The organism is Paraburkholderia nemoris (genome assembly GCF_905221015.1).
GTDB classification, from domain to species: Bacteria; Pseudomonadota; Gammaproteobacteria; order Burkholderiales; family Burkholderiaceae; genus Paraburkholderia; species Paraburkholderia nemoris.
In genome coordinates this window covers 78,764-96,214 of record NZ_CAJNBO010000018.1, presented here as the reverse complement: position 1 = coordinate 96,214, position 17,451 = coordinate 78,764, and the positions used below count along the sequence as shown (strand labels likewise).

24 protein-coding genes are annotated in these 17,451 nt (G+C 56.1%); 6 read left to right on the top strand and 18 right to left on the bottom strand.

Features of this window, described 5'->3' with window-relative positions:
• Nucleotides 1–192 precede the first annotated feature (192 nt).
• Nucleotides 193–1,074, bottom strand: a complete 882-nt coding sequence (gene tsf / locus KHO33_RS26275) for a translation elongation factor Ts (RefSeq protein ID WP_097389605.1) — start codon at nucleotides 1,072–1,074, stop codon at nucleotides 193–195.
• Between the two features lie 193 nt (nucleotides 1,075–1,267).
• The gene (gene rpsB, locus KHO33_RS26270) at nucleotides 1,268–2,020 is read right to left on the bottom strand and encodes a 30S ribosomal protein S2 (protein ID WP_054035183.1); all 753 of its coding nucleotides are present in this window, start codon (nucleotides 2,018–2,020) and stop codon (nucleotides 1,268–1,270) included.
• Between the two features lie 565 nt (nucleotides 2,021–2,585).
• Here rpsB and KHO33_RS26265 point away from each other — a divergent pair.
• Nucleotides 2,586–3,875: a tyrosine-type recombinase/integrase gene (locus KHO33_RS26265; protein ID WP_200565855.1), complete on the top strand. Its 1,290-nt coding sequence runs from the start codon at nucleotides 2,586–2,588 to the stop codon at nucleotides 3,873–3,875.
• Nucleotides 3,876–4,008: 133 nt separating this feature from the next.
• Complete coding sequence (locus tag KHO33_RS26260; RefSeq protein ID WP_200565854.1) at nucleotides 4,009–4,293, top strand: hypothetical protein; 285 nt, start codon at nucleotides 4,009–4,011, stop codon at nucleotides 4,291–4,293.
• 26 nt (nucleotides 4,294–4,319) lie between these two features.
• On the opposite strand, the gene KHO33_RS26255 is transcribed toward KHO33_RS26260, so the two are convergent.
• Nucleotides 4,320–5,360, bottom strand: coding sequence for a hypothetical protein (locus KHO33_RS26255; RefSeq protein WP_200565853.1), 1,041 nt, complete (start codon nucleotides 5,358–5,360; stop codon nucleotides 4,320–4,322).
• 53 nt (nucleotides 5,361–5,413) lie between these two features.
• Complete coding sequence (locus KHO33_RS26250; protein WP_200565852.1) at nucleotides 5,414–5,854, bottom strand: hypothetical protein; 441 nt, start codon at nucleotides 5,852–5,854, stop codon at nucleotides 5,414–5,416.
• A gap of 151 nt (nucleotides 5,855–6,005) precedes the next feature.
• Here KHO33_RS26250 and KHO33_RS26245 point away from each other — a divergent pair, with 151 nt between their 5' ends.
• Entirely contained in the window at nucleotides 6,006–6,245 is a 240-nt protein-coding gene (locus tag KHO33_RS26245; RefSeq protein ID WP_200565851.1) for a hypothetical protein, read from the top strand.
• A 1,853-nt stretch (nucleotides 6,246–8,098) separates the two neighbouring features.
• Here the strand turns inward: KHO33_RS26245 and KHO33_RS26240 are convergent.
• The 14 genes from KHO33_RS26240 to KHO33_RS26180 all read right to left on the bottom strand — a co-directional run bounded on the left by KHO33_RS26240 (nucleotide 8,099) and on the right by KHO33_RS26180 (nucleotide 15,708).
• On the bottom strand, nucleotides 8,099–8,320 hold the full coding sequence (locus KHO33_RS26240; RefSeq protein ID WP_200565850.1) for a hypothetical protein: 222 nt from the start codon (nucleotides 8,318–8,320) through the stop codon (nucleotides 8,099–8,101).
• A gap of 251 nt (nucleotides 8,321–8,571) precedes the next feature.
• The gene (locus KHO33_RS26235; protein WP_200565849.1) at nucleotides 8,572–9,147 is read right to left on the bottom strand and encodes a hypothetical protein; all 576 of its coding nucleotides are present in this window, start codon (nucleotides 9,145–9,147) and stop codon (nucleotides 8,572–8,574) included.
• 10 nt (nucleotides 9,148–9,157) lie between these two features.
• Nucleotides 9,158–9,508 carry a hypothetical protein gene (locus KHO33_RS26230; protein WP_200565848.1) on the bottom strand — a complete coding sequence of 117 codons (351 nt, stop codon included), beginning with the start codon at nucleotides 9,506–9,508 and terminating at the stop codon, nucleotides 9,158–9,160.
• Nucleotides 9,509–9,517: 9 nt separating this feature from the next.
• Nucleotides 9,518–9,718: a hypothetical protein gene (locus tag KHO33_RS26225; RefSeq protein WP_200565847.1), complete on the bottom strand. Its 201-nt coding sequence runs from the start codon at nucleotides 9,716–9,718 to the stop codon at nucleotides 9,518–9,520.
• Nucleotides 9,719–9,753: 35 nt separating this feature from the next.
• Complete coding sequence (locus KHO33_RS42185) at nucleotides 9,754–11,058, bottom strand: hypothetical protein (protein WP_234480639.1); 1,305 nt, start codon at nucleotides 11,056–11,058, stop codon at nucleotides 9,754–9,756.
• Nucleotides 11,051–11,665, bottom strand: coding sequence for a terminase small subunit-like protein (locus KHO33_RS26215; RefSeq protein WP_200565846.1), 615 nt, complete (start codon nucleotides 11,663–11,665; stop codon nucleotides 11,051–11,053). The genes KHO33_RS42185 and KHO33_RS26215 overlap by 8 nt, the downstream gene beginning before the upstream one ends.
• Nucleotides 11,666–11,724: 59 nt before the next feature.
• Nucleotides 11,725–11,991 carry a hypothetical protein gene (locus tag KHO33_RS26210; RefSeq protein WP_200565845.1) on the bottom strand — a complete coding sequence of 89 codons (267 nt, stop codon included), beginning with the start codon at nucleotides 11,989–11,991 and terminating at the stop codon, nucleotides 11,725–11,727.
• 3 nt (nucleotides 11,992–11,994) lie between these two features.
• Nucleotides 11,995–12,225: a hypothetical protein gene (locus KHO33_RS26205; protein WP_200565844.1), complete on the bottom strand. Its 231-nt coding sequence runs from the start codon at nucleotides 12,223–12,225 to the stop codon at nucleotides 11,995–11,997.
• A gap of 384 nt (nucleotides 12,226–12,609) precedes the next feature.
• Nucleotides 12,610–13,059, bottom strand: coding sequence for a hypothetical protein (locus KHO33_RS26200; RefSeq protein WP_200565843.1), 450 nt, complete (start codon nucleotides 13,057–13,059; stop codon nucleotides 12,610–12,612).
• Nucleotide 13,060: 1 nt separating this feature from the next.
• Nucleotides 13,061–13,444: a hypothetical protein gene (locus KHO33_RS26195; RefSeq protein ID WP_200565842.1), complete on the bottom strand. Its 384-nt coding sequence runs from the start codon at nucleotides 13,442–13,444 to the stop codon at nucleotides 13,061–13,063.
• Between the two features lie 2 nt (nucleotides 13,445–13,446).
• Nucleotides 13,447–13,656, bottom strand: coding sequence for a terminase small subunit-like protein (locus KHO33_RS42980; protein ID WP_407946198.1), 210 nt, complete (start codon nucleotides 13,654–13,656; stop codon nucleotides 13,447–13,449).
• Between the two features lie 234 nt (nucleotides 13,657–13,890).
• Nucleotides 13,891–15,216 carry a hypothetical protein gene (locus tag KHO33_RS26190; RefSeq protein WP_200565841.1) on the bottom strand — a complete coding sequence of 442 codons (1,326 nt, stop codon included), beginning with the start codon at nucleotides 15,214–15,216 and terminating at the stop codon, nucleotides 13,891–13,893.
• Nucleotides 15,217–15,341: 125 nt separating this feature from the next.
• The gene (locus KHO33_RS26185) at nucleotides 15,342–15,536 is read right to left on the bottom strand and encodes a hypothetical protein (protein WP_200565840.1); all 195 of its coding nucleotides are present in this window, start codon (nucleotides 15,534–15,536) and stop codon (nucleotides 15,342–15,344) included.
• Nucleotides 15,529–15,708, bottom strand: coding sequence for a hypothetical protein (locus KHO33_RS26180; protein ID WP_200565839.1), 180 nt, complete (start codon nucleotides 15,706–15,708; stop codon nucleotides 15,529–15,531). The genes KHO33_RS26185 and KHO33_RS26180 overlap by 8 nt, the downstream gene beginning before the upstream one ends.
• Before the next feature lie 343 nt (nucleotides 15,709–16,051).
• Between KHO33_RS26180 and KHO33_RS26175 the strand changes: the two genes are divergently transcribed.
• The 3 genes from KHO33_RS26175 to KHO33_RS26165 all read left to right on the top strand — a co-directional run bounded on the left by KHO33_RS26175 (nucleotide 16,052) and on the right by KHO33_RS26165 (nucleotide 17,351).
• On the top strand, nucleotides 16,052–16,345 hold the full coding sequence (locus KHO33_RS26175; protein WP_200565838.1) for a hypothetical protein: 294 nt from the start codon (nucleotides 16,052–16,054) through the stop codon (nucleotides 16,343–16,345).
• A 317-nt stretch (nucleotides 16,346–16,662) separates the two neighbouring features.
• A complete protein-coding gene (locus tag KHO33_RS26170) occupies nucleotides 16,663–17,133 on the top strand; it encodes a hypothetical protein (RefSeq protein WP_200565837.1) in 471 nt (156 codons plus the stop codon).
• A complete protein-coding gene (locus tag KHO33_RS26165; protein WP_200565836.1) occupies nucleotides 17,130–17,351 on the top strand; it encodes a hypothetical protein in 222 nt (73 codons plus the stop codon). Before KHO33_RS26170 ends, KHO33_RS26165 begins: the two co-directional genes overlap by 4 nt.
• Nucleotides 17,352–17,451 lie beyond the last annotated feature (100 nt).

Here is a 17,451-nt window from a genome sequence, read left to right as displayed (position 1 = left end):
GGGCAACAACAAGGGACTAATGTAGGGGTGAAATGCTGATTCGGGCAAGCGTCGCCAAATTGACGAACCCTGGGGTCCGCCAGCGGCGTGCGCCGCGAGGGTCACCCGCGTGCAGCCTTGCGGCGCTGCCGACCGCGGCAAAGTCTTGCTCCGCCGCGGGTCCAACAGTACTAACTGAAGCTTAAGCGAGACTTATTGTTGCTTTGCAGCAGCGACTTGAGCGGCCACTTCAGCTGCGAAGTCGTCCTGCTTCTTCTCGATGCCTTCGCCGACCACGAACAGCGCGAACTTCTGCACGCTCGCGTTGCCAGCCTTCAGCATCTGTTCGATCGTCTGCTTGTCGTTCTTAACGAACGTCTGGTTCAGCAGCGACACTTCCTTCAGGTACTTCTGCACGCTGCCGTCGACCATCTTGGCGACGATTTCAGCCGGCTTGCCCGATTCAGCAGCCTTCTGCTCAGCAATGCTGCGCTCCTTGGCGATCAGATCCGCCGGGACGTCGTCCGACGACAGCGAGACCGGCTTCATGGCGGCGATGTGCATTGCCACGTCCTTGCCGACCTGCTCGTCCGCGCCGGTGTACTCGACCAGCACGCCGATACGCGTGCCGTGCAGGTACGCTGCCAGCTTGTTCGAGGTTTCGAAACGCACGAAACGGCGGATCGACAGGTTTTCACCGATCTTGCCGACTAGCGCCAGACGCACTGCGTCAACCGTCGAGCCGTCCAGCGGCAGTGCCGACAGGGCAGCGACGTCAGCCGGGTTTTGCGTAGCGACCAGTTCAGCGACCGTCTTCGAGAAAGCCAGGAAGTCGTCGTTCTTCGAAACGAAGTCGGTTTCGCAGTTCAGTTCGACCAGCGAACCAGCGTTGCCGCCGATGAACGATGCAACCACGCCTTCAGCCGTCACGCGCGATGCTGCCTTGCTGGCCTTGTTGCCCAGCTTCACGCGCAGCAGCTCTTCAGCGCGCGCCATGTCGCCTTCAGCTTCCGTCAGCGCCTTCTTGCATTCCATCATCGGCGCGTCGGTCTTTGCGCGCAGTTCTGCAACCATGCTTGCGGTAATTGCCGCCATCATTTGCTCCTTGAGTTCCGTCTTGTCACACGCCGCCCGGACTTCGATACCGGCGGCAAGAATTCGTTTCAACGTCGCACGTATTTTTTACGGACTACGTTTCAGCACTACTCACAGCACACCACTACTTTGTCGCGGCTTAAAAAAAGGGGGCCTGTAGAAAGCCCCCTTTTTTGCCGGACACGGGGCAGCTTTACGCTTCCGAGTTGACCTCGACGAACTCGTCGCCGTCACCACCGCGAGCAGCTTGCACCACTTCGTTGACCGCGTTAGCACGGCCTTCGACGATTGCGTCAGCCACGCCAGCCGTGTACAGAGCGACAGCCTTCGAAGCGTCGTCGTTACCCGGGATCACGTAGTCGATGCCTTCCGGCGAGTGGTTCGTGTCGACCACGGCGATGACCGGAATGCCGAGCTTGTTCGCTTCGGTCACGGCAATCTTGTGGTAGCCGACGTCGACCACGAAGATCGCGTCCGGAATACCGCCCATGTCTTTCACGCCGCCGATCGACTTTTGCAGCTTGGCCATTTCGCGTTCGAACAGGAGCGCTTCTTTCTTGCTCATGCGTTCGGTTTCGCCGGCTTCCAGCGATGCTTCCATGTCCTTCAGGCGCTTGATCGAGACCTTCAGCGTCTTGAAGTTGGTCAGCATGCCGCCGAGCCAGCGTGCGTTGACGTAAGGCATGCCAGCGCGTTGCGCTTCTTCAGCGATCGTGTCGCGCGATTGACGCTTCGTGCCGACGAACAGGATCGTGCCGCGATTCGCCGCCAGTTGACGCGCGTACTTCAGCGCATCGTTGTACATCGGCAGCGTCTTTTCGAGGTTGATGATGTGAATCTTGTTGCGATGGCCGAAAATGAAGGGGGCCATCTTCGGGTTCCAGAAGCGCGTTTGGTGACCGAAGTGGACACCGGCTTCCAGCATTTGACGCATGGTAACTGCCATGAAAATCTCCGCGAGGGTTGGGTCTTAAGCCGGCTGCCGTATCTGCCGCGCTGCCTTTTTTGGCTGAACGCGACGGACACCCTGGGTGCGCCGGCTTGCGAGTCTGCTGCCTTGGTGCTGCCTTACCTGTAGCGCAGGCAACTATCGCTACGAGGTGCCTTTCCTGTCAGTTTGCGCTCATCAGAGTGACCAATGGAGCAACAAAATAAGACAGAGATCGACTTAGCCAAAGATTATAGCACGTGACTATCGGCCGACTCAACCTGCGCGGTAGCTCCCGTTTGCCGCAGGCGGGTTGCACCTCCTCGCCCACCACCATATTGCAAAACCATGGCAAAACCCTGCGGCAGCTGGAATATGGTGCGATAATCTTGCAATAAATCGCATTTCAGGCCCGACTCATGGCTATTACGCTCAACCATCGAGGATAGTATTTCGATCTGGCGCGTACTGGCGCTAAACCCTTGCCAATTAGGGCTTTCTGGGTAGACAGCTAAATCAATCTGGCGCGTTCTGCGTTAAAATTTGGTGGAATTCTGGTGGAATTTTTCCAAGGAACCCCGCCATGCCCGCCGCCCCTGTCCTGTCATTAGTAACGCCCACGCAACAATCGAAGTTGCAACCGGACAGCCCCAAGGAACTCACCAAGGCCGACATTGAAAAGGCCCTGCCCGGTTCAAAGCTGGGGCATCGAAACCGCCTCTATCTGTATACGTCCCTCAAGGGTGTGCGGACGTGGCGCTGGGCGTACCGGCTGTTTGATCCTGCCAAGGGCGCGGACGGTCAATATGAGGTCAAGGTGGGCGTGTGGCCCGCCATGTCGATCAAGCAGGCAGAAGCAGCACAGGCCAAAGCATGGGCCGATTACGTGCAGAAAGGCCAGCACCCGCCCCAGCACCGCACCGCCAAAGCCGCAGACAAGGCCAAAGCCGTTGAGGCGACAAAAGCCGCCACGGTCTGGACTACGGTCGAAAGCTGGTTCAAGGCCAGCCGCTCGGGCTGGGTGCCGTCCTACGCGTTGCAGGTCGAGACCTATCTAACCCGGTACTGCGGCCCCGATACGGCCTTGGGTGCGCGTCCTGTCGCACAGGTCACCCGCAAGGAAATCAAGGACGCCATCGTGGCGATTGCCGCGAACACCCCCAGCGTGGCGCGGCTGATCAAGCAGTGGCTGAATGCCTCACTCGAACACGCGGCAGACGGCGGCGAGATAGCAGTAAATCCCATGGCGGGCATGAAAACCAAAACCGCCGCCCCTGCCCCTGAAACCGTCAACAGCCCCGCGCTTGGCCCGTCCGAACTGCGGACCCTCGTACAGTCCGTGAATGTCTACAAGGGTGATCGGCGCATCCGGTTGATGCTGCTGTTGCTCGCTCACACGTGCGTGCGGTCGTCGGAGTTGCGGTGTGCCGACTGGTCGGAGTTTGATCTACCGGGCGCACGGTGGACGATCCCAGCGGCCCGTATGAAAATGAAGCGCCTGCATATCGTCCCGCTCAGCCGTCAGGTGGTGGCGCTGCTCGGAGAGCTACAGCACGTCAGCGGAACAACCGGCCTGCTGTTCAAGAATGAAAACGACCCGGCGCGACCCATGCCGCAATCGTCGGCGCGTGAGGCCGTCTACCGGCTTACGGCGAAGGAATTTACCCCACACGGTTTCCGCAGCACGTTCAGCACTCAGGCCAATGAAGCGGACATTGAACCGCGATACGTCGAGGCGGTACTGGCACACGGCAAAAAGAACAAGGTCGAGGCGAGTTACAACAAGGCGACATACTACGGCCAGCGTGTGGAGTTGATGCGCTGCTGGTCGGATTATCTGGACGCACTGGTAACCGGCCCCTTCCTGCCATAACGGCTCGATATGACAAGCAGCGCTATTAATAACGCGCTAGAATGATTCACTTGTAGTTAGATCGCGCTAATTATTTTCCGGCGCGTGTTGCTTGCTAACGACGGAATGGAGTCCGGCCAGTAAGGGGACTCGTATGTCCGTGAAATTTGTAACGCCAGCCAAGCCAGCGCCTGCTGCTCCGCAGACAGACGCACCGGCCTACCGGGTTCAGCCGAAACCCGTCACTCTCGAATACCTACGCGGTCCGGGTAGCGTACGCGTCCAGCACCTGATGTACCTGCTCCACTGTTCGTATAGCACGGTGTTCAAACGACTGGCACGCGGCCACATTCCCGCACCCACTGGCGGCGATCCACGGCCTTACTGGTCGAATGAGGTCATCCGCAAGCACTTGGGTATCGAATCTGCTGCGCGGTAACTGCTTGATCGCACAGACAGCGATACTCATAGCGTGGTCACGCCCGAATCATGCGAAGGGTTTGCGATGTTCTTCTCCATTTCAAATAATGTAGCCGTGGCCTTGATAAAACGAGTGCAATTTTCGTTGGTGGCCCGGTCGTCCTTCGCCACGTGCATAATTTTATTTCTGGCATCGAACAGCGAGTTAAGATGCGCCTCGTTCAGTTTTTTAAGCGCCACCTGCCCTTCTTTAGTTAATAGATTGGGAAGAAATTTTTTACGGTACTGGTTAATGTTGGCTTCCTCGATCATCGCACGCATATCGGCATCCAGATTTTTCGGCAGGGTCCTCAGCACTATCGTTCTCATAAAAACCTCGCAGGCAATGGCGAGGTCGATTATCGCGCGACGATATTCGTGTCGAAGAAAATATTCCCGCGCATCATTTAGCAGAAGGATATAAACAGGCACCTCCTCGCAGGCCTGAAGAGAGGCCTGCGTGTCGGCCCATCCCGTGGTAGTGACTTCTCTATGCGAGACAATTCTGATTTGCCCGGCAATCGACCACACTATTTGCTTCGATTCGGCATCAAGCAGAAAATTCTGCCATAGGATATTGGGACCTGGGAGCGGCGGTCGGCCAATGCGATGGTTATCGCATCGCCATCTCATGACCGTAAGCCAGTATTCAAATGCGTTACTGGCAATGTCATCGGTACGTTCGCCAATTTCTTTCAGCCGGGGTTTAACGTCTTCTGGAATCAAAGCCGCACCAATCGGATTTTTGCCTAACACCACCGAGGGCAGGGCAACACTTTCACCGGGTTTCACGCTCACGTTGACGACCCCGACATTCACCGTGAGAAGGACTTTTTTTTCGCCCTCCATCCGGTATGAAGATGTTCCCGCGATATAAAATTCATCGGGGTGTTCAGCAATACTTTCGGCCTTCGGCAGGGTAATGGTGACGGTCGCATCTTTATAAGGGAATACATGTGACTTTCCCATTAACGCGAATTCGACCGTCAAATTGTTTATCTGGAATCGATGCTTTGATTCGAGTTGTATTTCTTTGGACTCTTCCATACTTTCTCCGGTGCCATTGACAGCGCGGGACTGGCAGGTCACTGCTGCACAGACTAGAACGGCAACCACGAAAGGTCATTGCAGGCCCATATCCGTGGTAGCCGGTGTTCGGTGTCGCACGACAGCGCGCATTGCTTCATTGCTGTAGCCGGATCAACGTTCGGTGGTGTCGTGCAGCGCGAAGTGCACGCGATCATATCGGGATCGGTGATTACCTTGCTGTCGGTCTGTCCGCGTGCACGTGCAGCGGCGGGCCCCAGCGGATCGACGTACTGCATGCGGGGCACCAGATACGCCTGCAAGTGGTTAAGCTGGTCCTGTCGGCTTTGCGCTATGGATGCGGGCATGCCCTGCGGGATTTGAGCAATTTCCTGCTGCATCACGCCGATGCAGTACGCGGCCTTAAGGTCGGTGTCTGTCGGCGGCTGCTGCGCATACGCGGTAGCAAACAACCCCATACAGAGCATTCCAACTGCCACTGTCCTGTTGTTCATCGCCACCCCGCCTGTGCTTGTTGGTCTGCCTTAATCATACAGCGCACCATCCACGGTGATCCCGTGTGGTTCGGCGGCGGGTAGCGCCTGCGCAATTCAAACGCGTGGGCTGTGCTATGTTGGCCGTTCGTGTATTCCCAAGGTGTTGATCATGTCCACCGCCGAAGAACAGCGCGCTGAAGAACAGCAGGCCATCGCCCGCGAACGCCAGACCTTTGATCGACGGCAGAAGGCGTTCATCAACGTCACCAGACAGTTTGCACCCCATGGCAACGGATCACCGTCTCAGGATGATCTGGACGAACTGGACGCGGCTGATGCCGAATGGCAGGCCGCTACCGCAGAGATGGACCGTATCAGCGAGGAAATACGAACAGGCAAACGGCGGTAGCTGCGCAATTGATTGCGACGCCGTGCACGGTTTACCTTTTGACAATTCCTCTGCATAGTTGGCGAACATCTGACTGTGCGGGGGCGGAGCGTGAAAACTGCAATAGTGTGGGTAACGACAGAACAGAAGGCCGATGCAGACCTAGCCTGCGCGGGAATACAGGGGCTAGAACGGCCCTTTCAAGTGGTGGAGAACCCCGCGCAAACCACCACTACGCACAGCGAAACCTACTGGCGCTATGAAGTCCCGGAAAGCGCACTGGAAAAGCATCCGGAATGGCGAATCGTAAAAGGCTAACGCTTCGCGGGTAGTTCTACGCAATCAATTGCGCAGCCATTTCATCCGTCTGTTGTCCAGCATAATGAACATCAACGTCTGGACCGCCTTACCCATCAAGTCCCCGGCACTTTCGCCGGTTGTCTGCGCGTGAAAATTCCACCAGCACTCCACCAGACACCACCAAATGCATATGGGTGAAGCTCGCGACAAGTGTTGTCGGCGGCTGGCTGAAAATTTCTTCAAGCGCACGCACGGGGCTGGTCCGCTTTCCGGCCTTGCAGGACAGATGGACGAACATGCACCTATGTACTCTGCGGTGCATGAATGCTGCTGGTGCGCCTATCGTGTGTGTTTCGCTGATCGAACTGCAAAGGCGCGATTCAGGAACAACCGTTGAACGTGTTTGCACTGCGTACCTGTTTAGTGCTGTTTGCACGTGCTTAACTGCCCTTAGTGGGTCTCTTTGCTCTCCCCTATGTGTGCGTGAAACTTCACATGCTTCCGGCTTCGCCGCCCGCCCCAAAAATTGAGTTTTGGCCTGTTTAACGGGCTTTTAGGGGTCTACTGTCGATGTTGATTTATCAACGCCTGTACTTCGCTCTCCCGCGCACGGTCACTGCCGATGTACCACACGTAGCAATCTGCGTCCGGGCGGTAACAGCACGTGATTAGGTGGCCGTGCAGCAGGTGGATTATTCCCCGCTGGCCCTCTGGGTGTTGATCGTCGTATAGGGTGGACGTGCGTGCCTGCTGTCTGATCTGTTCTAGGCTGTACATGTCTCTCTCCATGCTTGCTCAACATTCAAAACCTTCTCGCCCGCAAAACCCGCTGGCGCTGCTGGTGCTGCTGCGCAATTGATTGCGCTGGGGAGTACGCGTGTATGTCCTCGCATTTCCTCGCGTAGCTGTCCGTGTGTCATGGTGCTAACGCGCTTTGGGCGTTTCTTCGGCAGACAGTTTGCGGGCGCACTGGTGAACTCCATACGATCAAATTTCGCTTTCCAGTCGATAACAAATGTACGTACTGGCTCTTGATAACCCAGTTGTGGTCCACATGTAGTGCTCATGGCTGGCTCGTCTGCCTTCGGGCTGGCTATGGCAGGGAAAGGCAGGTTTGGCGAGGTGGGGCGCGGCCCGGTGGGGTCAGGTGGGGCAAGGCCCGGTTTGGCAGGCATGGGCAGTGCAGAAAGGGGCGCTTCGGCGTCCTTTTCTTTTTCTGCCGCCCGCATTTTCTGCCCTATTCGGGTCACCGTGCTGGGTGACAGTCCCATGGAGTGCGCAATCTGCCCAAGCGAATCACACGCGCTGATGCGCCGCCGTACTTCTGCGATTGTCCCGGCTGATAACACCCATCGGGCTTTTCCTCTTGGCGTGATTACCCGCGCCAGATTGGGATTGTCGTGCGCGGGTTTCCTGTCGGCCTTGGTTTTTTTCTTTGCTGGCTCCGCTGGCGGCGGTAGCGAATGTGCGCCGGGACGGTCCCATGGGCGGTATGGCTGGCCTTCATACACCCGCGTCTGTGCCTGTTTCACGCACGACAAGGCAAATACTCTTAGCGGCTCCATGATGCCTCTCTAGACTATGCTAGGGTGATCGGTGTGGCGTGCTACACGGGCTTTTTCGAGCGAGATACTTACCTGCTCTGCCGTGGATCGGCGCTCATTGATGAACCAGATTGTCTGCCCCCGGTGATACTCGGCATCAATACGCAACCTGCCGGATACAAAGACGACATACCCTAACTGCTCGGCTTCTGCTGCCAGCATTGCCAGTGTTTCCGCTACCGTTTTGAGCATGGTTGTTCTCCCTGCTGTATCACGTCGAGCAAGTGCGAGATTTTGCTGGCAGGCACTTCAAAATTATCTGCAAACCACCGCAGACCGGATGGTCTTAACGGGCAGACTTCACACAGAATTCGCGTGTTGTCTGGCCCCAGCACGACGACTACCGAACCGTTACGGCGTGCAGCTACTGCCAGTGATAACACTGACTCCTTGGGTTTTCTGATATTCATGTTCTTTGCTCCCTCGCGCAATTGATTGCGTGCTCATGCACTGACTGATGACATATCCAGCCGCTTGCACTCAGCCATAAAGCGCTCTGCCACGTCGAGTAATGCGGCCTCTGCGGCATCCTGCTTACCCACCAGCACATTCAATGGCACTGGCCCATGCCCCAGTTTTGCCGTTCGCTCGATAGCTTCGAGTAACTGCGTATAACCACCGGGTGCGTAATACAACGTGCCCCACTGCTCACTCAATCTCACCAGCGTCTCGTACTGCTCCCGGCCTTCGGTCTGTACGTGCGTCGCGAGTACCGGCAACAGGTCCGCCCTATACCGGTCGAACTTGGCTAGTTCATCGGATACACTGATTTCCTTCGGGGTGGCCGGTGGTTTGCCTTCATCCAGAAACGCCCGCACTTCATCCTCATGCACGAACTGCCCGTACACGATCCATAGGAATGAATCTGCGGGGCTGTCGTACAGGCAGGTGATAGGCGTGGACTCCACCACTACGGTGACCCCGCGAATACTCTGCGCTGCTCCGGTCGTACCGCACACCATCGTGCAGGTAAAGCGCTGGGCCTTCTGTTTAAGCCCCTCCAGCGAATGATTTTTCATTGCCGACTCCCTATGCGGTAATGACGATGCTGCTGGCGCTGCGCTGAATGCAGTACAGGCCATGCGTGTACGCGGCATTGGGATTGACAGGCGCGTAGCCATTCGCAGAGCGCACCGTACAAATGAGGGCGCCGGGATTGGCGAGCGTGCCAGCGGTGGTGTCATAGAACGAAACATCAATCGGCGCACTGCCGGTGAAAGACCCGGTGTACAGCGGCCCCCCATTTACTGGCGGGATTGCATTACCGGGATTGCTCAAAATCGGCATGATGTTCGCTACGCTGGTAAGCGTGCCGCTTCCATCTACTAGCTGGCTGGCGGCTGGTCCGTTGATCGGAGTCGGAATGTTGATGGTTGCCATGATCGCTCCTTATTTCACTGCGCTACGTTGATCGGCCTTCGGCGGTGTGCCGTTGCCAACATATCCACTAGATAGCTTGCCAGTCACAGGCGTAGCTGCACCCGGTGCAGGCGCGCTGCCGTATTGCTGGCTGGCTGTGCCCTTCTGGTGGATTGCCGAATCTGAACCGGCATTGGTTGCCGGGTTACGGCCAGACGATTTGTCGCTCATGATGTTCTCCAAATAAGTACAACTAAAACATCTGCTCAAAACAACACGGGTGATTCACCTTCAAAGGTAGCCATGACGCCGTAGAAAAAACAGTCTGCGAGATCATCAGCGCGCTTGTATGCTTCCTTGTCGCCCAGACGAAAGCCGGTCACCTGCGTGAGCAAGTGATTTCTGGTGCTGCCTTTGAATTCAACTACCTTGTCAAACGCGTACTGGCTCAGTTTCACTTTCTGTTCAAAGACCGGACCCATGGCGATCTGTGCGCGCCCACTCTTGCCTATCTGCGTAAATTCAGCAGGAATCCCATGGGTGTTCCACCCTGCACGCTCGCCGTGTTGAATCAACATAGAACCGCTCTGCTTGTCTTCGATGTAGATGCCCATCAACGAGCCAAAGCGGGCTTTAGTCTCCTTCGCCAGCGTTTCAAGACGCGCAAAGATCGACGGTATCCACGCAACCTGTAGGTCACTCCTGATCTGCAATAGCTCATAGTCCAGAATCGTCAGCGGCGCACCCGATCCATACTTGTTGATTGCCCAGTAGATAACGCCAGTTCCATCGTTTTCCTGTCCGTCCTTCACGGCGGTGTCGATAGTCGCAAACACAAATTCACAGTTCTGCGGGTAGGCCACACCCTGACCGTCAACCAGTAAATCAGTGGCCCTGAACAACGATTCGCCAGTCCAGTTGACGAATTCCGCCATGTATTCCTGCTGATACACCAGCGGCGGCTTGGTACGCTTTAGCGCTGCTACTTCTTCAGCGGGAAGAAATGGATTGGTTGATGTTGGCTGGTGGAACTCCCGCCACACTGTCGGCCAATTTTCACTAGCAATCTTGTTGTTGCATAGCTTGTAGAAAAAATTATCCTCGGTAATGTCCTTCGGCGTCCCGCACACAATCGCGCTGCCGCCGTAGTCCAGTAACGTGGGCTCGATTGCCAGATTAAAAATTTCCTCAAGTCCCGGAATGAAACCCGCTTCATCAACAATGGCCTTGTGATACTTGCGGCTACGGCCCGCGTTCGGGTCAAGGCATGTCCAGATATCAATCTGCCCGCCAGTGATTAGCTCAATGGTGAGGTCGGTCTTGTTGGATGACTTGGTAGCCGGTTTGAGTGTCCGCACAAGATTCGCGTACATTTCCGTGACACGCTTGTAGTCCGGTGCAAAAACGCCAACACGCTGCCCCCTCAGTGCGTCATAACCTGCAATCACCTCTATCAGCGCACTCTTGCCCCAGCGCCGCCCACAACGAATGACGGTGCGTTTTGCCAGACCCCGATATACGTCTAGCTGGGTGTGGTGCAGCGGCATTAGCTGAACAGTGCGCTCAGTCATTGCCCTGCTCCCCATCCTGCGCAATTGATTGCACAGGCGCACCAACGATCTTTAGAACAGGCTGGCCCGGTGGCGTATATGGTTTGCTGGGCGTGCCTGCTGGCGCTGGCGGTGCATCGGGTGCGCCAATGATATTCAGCGTGACCGTCCCGCCACCATCCTCAAGCCCTTGGAATTCAGACAGCAGGCGCGCGGCCATCCACTTGGTGTTATCGCTATCCAGTTTCGCTGCTGCCAGCCGGTCTGCCGTGCTTACCTTCTGCTGGCCTTCGAGCGCACGTGCGCCAGCAGTGGGCAAATCCTCAACCATCGCACGAACCTTGATAGACTCGGCCCGGCGGTATGTATCGAACAGTTTGTCGTCTACCTGCATCCGACGACGCACGGTAGTCACGTTAGGCAAGCCCGGTCGTCTGCATGCTTCTGCTAGTGTCTCGCCCGCTGCAACATACTGGAAAATTCGCTCGAAAATCTCCGGTGCATAACCAACATTCGTGATTCTCTTGCGCGTCCGCTTGGCCTTAGCCGGTGGCGTCTGCGCTTCCGGTTTCTGCGCAATTGATTGCGTGGCAATCTGTGATTGCGCGGACTTGTTCGTAAATTTCACTGGCACGGCTCACCCCATCAATCATAGTGGCCTCCATGCCGGGTTAGTCATCGGTGCTGCTAGTCTTTACGGCTCTTCACCAATTCGGTTAGCTCGTCAGCGGCCAGGCGTAGCCAGTAAGCTGCGCAACGCACATTAGCATCTGCCTCGGCGGGGTCGCCTGTACGTGCACGCTCTACCAGCTTGTGTACGCCGATGATTGTCGCCTGTACGTTGGCGAGATGTTCGGGGCCACTTCTGCTGCGCCCTTGGAAAACTGCTTCATGTTCGGTCGTCACTTCGCGCCCCCATCTCTGCAACAAAATCGCACCCAGCCCAGTTTTCAATGCTCACTGCTTCACCCTCTGTAGGTTCCCTTCGAGGGTTACCAGATTCGCGGCGATGAAATCGTGAAGGTGCGCAAGCTCCAGATTGTTCGGGTTGTCGCGCAACATCAGTTCACACGCCAGCTGTACTTCAATGAGTAGCGCTTCACAGTCGGCTAATCGTTCGGCACGTGGAGAACGCACGCGCCACACGCCTCGCTCTGCGAGGTCCATCGCGGCGGAGAACAGGTTCATTTGCCTAACCTCCGCATGCTTTGCGAAGCCGGTCTAGTTCGGCCTGCTGCGCACGCTTGTACTCTATGAGAGACAGTCGGCCCTTACTTTTCGCTGGCCGCGAACGGCCACGAATTGAGTGGCCCTGTCCACGGTTTGGCCGGTTTTTGCTTGCGTTCATGATCTGCGCTCCCCTTGCTGTGCTGTCCTGTCTTGCTTGCCTGATACCGCGCCTTGTCTCGTTCGTTGAGCCGTTCTTTATTCCTCTGGTAGTACTCGCGGTTCAATGTTGACTTGCATACCAAGCAATAGCTCGTCAGACGGTCTGACGACTGTCGGTCGAACCCGAACTCGTAAGCAGGTTTCGTGAAGCCGCAGCGGGTGCAGTGCTTAAGCATGGTCGGCTCACAGAATTATCGGCAGTTTCACAGGTGCGCCGCCGATTGTTTTCGTCAGCAGCGCAGGCGCTTTATAGGCGTTCATCCAGCTAGATTTCCTGCCGAAAAATTCGGTTTGCTCACGACCCACTTGGTCTTTCGTCGTCACGGCTCGCAACGTGTCGGACTGGTGCGCCTGCTCAAAGGTTGCGGCCTTCACCAGTTCCGCAGTTCTGGCTAGGCATTCAGCGGAACTCTGAGGGGAGGGTTCGGCACGAACTGACAGTGGCACTGTGCGTGGCATCGCGCGCTGTAACTGCACCACCAACGAGCGGCGGAATTCGCTAACCGTCGCCGCATCGTTCCGGCAAACGTCGATAAGCGTCGTACGCAAGCCAGCGGCCTGAATCGGCGCTAGGTACTCATTGGCCACACGATCAAATTCAACGGTTACTGCTAGGTCTTGGCGAGCGGTCATATCAAACCTCCGGCAATTGGAAATCGCCTGATGCCAGTTGCTCGGCGGTCACACGTCGCGCGACCCATGCAGCCTGCTGCTGGGGTGTTTGCGGCGTCTTGCAAATCCGCTGTTGCTCGAACATTTCGCCGCAATATGGGGCCATCCACGTGCTGCGCTTCGTCGCACCCGGCGCAAGCTCAAACGTGCGAATCGGTCGATTGCTTTCGTCCATCTTTTCGACCATGCGCAGACCATCGCCGCTATCAGCGCGTGCGTCATCGCGCGGCGGCGGAACTTTATTTCTAACCAAATACTCCACGCCCGTTGCTGTGAGTCGTTCGCGTGGTGGGTCTTCGGGATACAAGCCCGAAACAACTTCCCAATATCGTTGACGGGTTGCCATTACTAGCTCCTAGAAAATCTTGAACGGGTTTGCTGTTGCACCGCTTGCGCGTAGTCGTTCACCAATTGCTGATCTGTCTGTAGCCACGTGTAGAACGCCCGGCGACTCACTCCCGCGCTTTCACACGCTGCGATTAGTGGCTGGCCGTTCGATACGCTCGCCAGAATCAGCCGGATCGTTGCATCCGATACGAATCTGCGCGGGCTGATCATGGTTTCCTCAATCACGGCGTACTCCGATGCTCACTTGTGCATATCCTATTGTGCTGGCTCATAAATCGTTTGTACAACTATCTATAGCGCAGTTATGGCGATAGTCAAATCAGCGTGCCTCTGCAATTCAATTGCGCAGAAGCGCCACCTGTAAAACGCTCCGTACGCCATTAGCACTGCTTACCCCCACACACCCATCAACCGTACCCCACCGTGCCCGACAAAAGTCCAGATTCAAGCCGCTATAGCCTTGGGGACGTTCAGCAGTTCTTCTACGCGCTCCCTCACCGCTTCGTTGTCGAGCCATTCAATCATCGCGGGCGTGATCCACGACCAGCTAGTGAGGTACTGACGCAACGTCCTGCCATCTAGCTGGCCGTCTGTCTGCTGTGCGTGCCAGTAGTCCGCGTGTCCGAACATCGCGGCCACCAATCCGGGATTTTCCTCATAGAGCGGAATCGACAGTTTCATCGCCTTCGGGGCCATGGCGTTTAACTTGATCTGCTGGCTGCTGCTGAATTTGCCTTGCTCGGCGACGTAGGCCCTGTACTTGCCGAAAAACATTTCCCTGTGGCTCACGATGACGAACACGCTCCAATCTGCGTCATTACCGATACCCAGCGTGTACTTTTGGTAACGCTGCAAGGTTAGCCAGCCCATGAACGCCAGCGGGTCTAGTCCGGCCTTGGTCAATTCGAATTCCAGACGCTGGGCGGTCTTATGATCGTCCGGCGTCAACTCAGCCAGCACACAGGGGGTGTTCTCCCCGTTGTCGTTCGCTTGAATGAATTGCAGTTTCTTTTCAAGGCAGGCATTCAGGAAAGGTTCAGAGGCTTGTTCTTTCTTCGGGTCTACGCCTTTCCCTGACTGCTCGCTGATCTTTTCAGGGCTGATGCTGGCGGGGGTGTTTCCTGCCCCCGCGTTTTGTATATTTCCTTCTTCAGTATCTGAAACTACTAAAGCATCTTGTACTAATGCTGGGGGTTTATCCCCACTGCTCAGTGGGGGTTTATCCCCACCAAGAATGATTCTCATCTGGATTAGCTGATCTACAGTAGGCCAGCAATCAAGCCCATTGCCGCGCGCACACACACCAAGGCGAAAATGTTCAATGGTCTTGCCGTAGTACTTCTGAATACGTCCGTAATACCGGCCACGCTGATGCACGGCCACATCTGCCCGTTCAAGTGCGCCCATTGCACTGCGGAACTGATCTTCGGTTAATTCGCATGCGCGGGCGATATCTTTGCGTGTCTGAACCCACCAGTAACCCCGATCACCCCAGCGGCCCCCTTCCCTGATTACTTCGAGACGCGCGGGATTAGGTCCGGGTTTGTTGCGCTGGGCGTGGTACACCAGATAGGAATACAGCTTCGCGGCGTTGTATGGCGAGCGGGTGTACTTGCTGAAGAACTCGATATATTCGAGTCGAGGGCGAACGAATGTAGGCTCTTTGGCCGGTTTAACGCAGTTATCCGGTTTGTCTAATGCCGGACTGGCGTTTGCAATCAATTGCGCAGCATCTTGGGAAAGGTGCTTTTGAATAGCTTCGTTACTCATGATGACCGCCAATAGCTCAGGTTAGTAAAAACTACTACCGTTCTGTGTGCTAGTGGCATATACTATTGCCACGACATGATTTTTTTAGCCGCGAACTCCTCTTACCGGGAATCGCGGTTTTTCTTTTATGCGTGCTGGTACTTCGATGGCATGCCGTAAATCACGGCCACCAGCCCGATAAACAACAATACAGCGATGGCCGATAGCAACATCGTTACCGGCTGTAGTCCACCTGAAAGAGCTAGGACAATCCATACGGCTAATGCCTCTGCTCCCAGAGTCAGCACGAATGCCACCAGCGTGCGTTTAAAGTTACTCATGGCACACCTCCTTGGCTTGCGCGTTGTTCTGTGAAGCGAAAAACTGATTAAGGGCAATACGCACCGTTCCGGCCAGCGTTGCGCCTGTCCGTTCGGTGTAGTCGATAATCTGTTTCTTCTGATCCAGCGTCAGTACCAAGCTGGTTTGAATCTTGTTCGGATCGAGTGCCACGGTTTCACTCCCTGAAGTGGGGTTGCGGTTTAACCATCGTATAGGTATTGAAACCAAAGAAAAGCCCGGTAATCCGGCTCTATCTCACCTAAAAAAACTCGCTCGCACGAATAACCGAATAAATCACGCAAAACTACCCCACTACCAGCGTAGTACTAGGATAGATATTTATTTTGTAACAGAGCTAGACCATGTAGGTCGTCGGCATCGCTGCGCAATTGACTACACGCGCTCGTCAGTTTCCGACTGCTGATAGCAGTCTTCACAAGGCCGGAAACTGAATGGTTTCATCGCTCTTTCTGATACGGTGAAGGCTCACCTAACAGCCTGACTGGAGAACAACATGATTGAATGGCTAGGGCTTTTTTACGGGATAGCCAAAGACGTGAAAGATTGGCTGAAGTGGGAAGAACAGACCAAACAGATAGACGGCCAGTGGCTAGACCGGTCAGGGTTTGCAAACCACATGAAGGCGTCTGGAATTGATCTCTACTGGAGCCGCCCTGACAGCATCCCCACGCGCGAGCTAGATGGCTGGTCGGTGCTTTGCGAGTTAGACCAGAAGAACCGCATCCGTTACCGGCTGGTTCGGTACGATGGCACGACACTGCTGGGCAAACCAGCCAAAGGCGATTGACCCGCGCAATTGATTGCGCCAGCGTCAGCGGTTATGCAAGGCGCATAAAGTACCGTAGATGCGAGGTGGATACTTGATTACGTCATTTTTGCTGGGTACGCTCATGCGTTCCGGGAGTTGATACCCCCGGCGTGTGTTTGCTGGCCTATCCCCCGGTGGGGGTGGGCTATTTTTTTGCCGTGTGCCTTGTCCGCCCGCGCAATCAATTGCGTGGACGACCGGCACATTATTCACTGCGCATGAACTGCTGTGCGGTCGAAAAACTGCGCTATTTGTCGGTTAAAATCGGCTCTCCCTAGTTGAGTACAGAGCATGCAATGGCGACTACCTGCGGTGACTTCGGCAAGGCTTTCACGGCAAACATGAATGCACTGGGCTTGCCTGCCCCTAGCAGTCTGTTCGGCTCGATTCAGGCGGCGGCGTCGAATGTCGCCACCATGCTGGGTGCGCTCAAGACACTGGGACCGGGTGCGACCGTTGCAGAGTTGATCGGCGCGACTACTGCACTAGAGGTGCTATCGGTCGTCGGCGCGCTAAGTGCATCGTTCTACGTAGGCGCGTGCATCGGCTCGCTGGTTGTCGCCGCGAATGCCGCCATGAAGTGCACCAGCGGGACCGCTGCGGCTACTGCACGGGCTACAGCGGCCCGCGTGGGGCTGGTCATCCCCGATACGATGCTGGCCTTCATTCAACGTCACCCCGAAGTCATGATAGATAGCCCGTCACGCGGTAACTACGCGTTTCTGGCATCGCGTGCGCAACCGTCCAGCCAGAAGGCCGCAGCATGAAGTGGGCACTAGATAAGGTGGCGCTTCTGCTGGCGGCTCTCGCGTGCGCCGGTGCCGCGTGGGGGCTGATTCACTACAGCGGGCAATGGTTCTATCTGCTGCTGTTCGTGCTGGCGTTTGCGGGGCTGTACGCCGATAACCAGCGACTAAGGAACCGGTTGAAAGAACTGGGCGAAGACCCCAGCCAACGTGATCCTAGCCGCCGCGCTCGTCGTTGATTCCCGCACATGGCACTATCGACAAGCGGCCCACCGTTGAGTACGCATGTGCCGGTGCTACGCCGCCAGCGGATGCGCTTGAGTGTTACCGGCCCTCTCG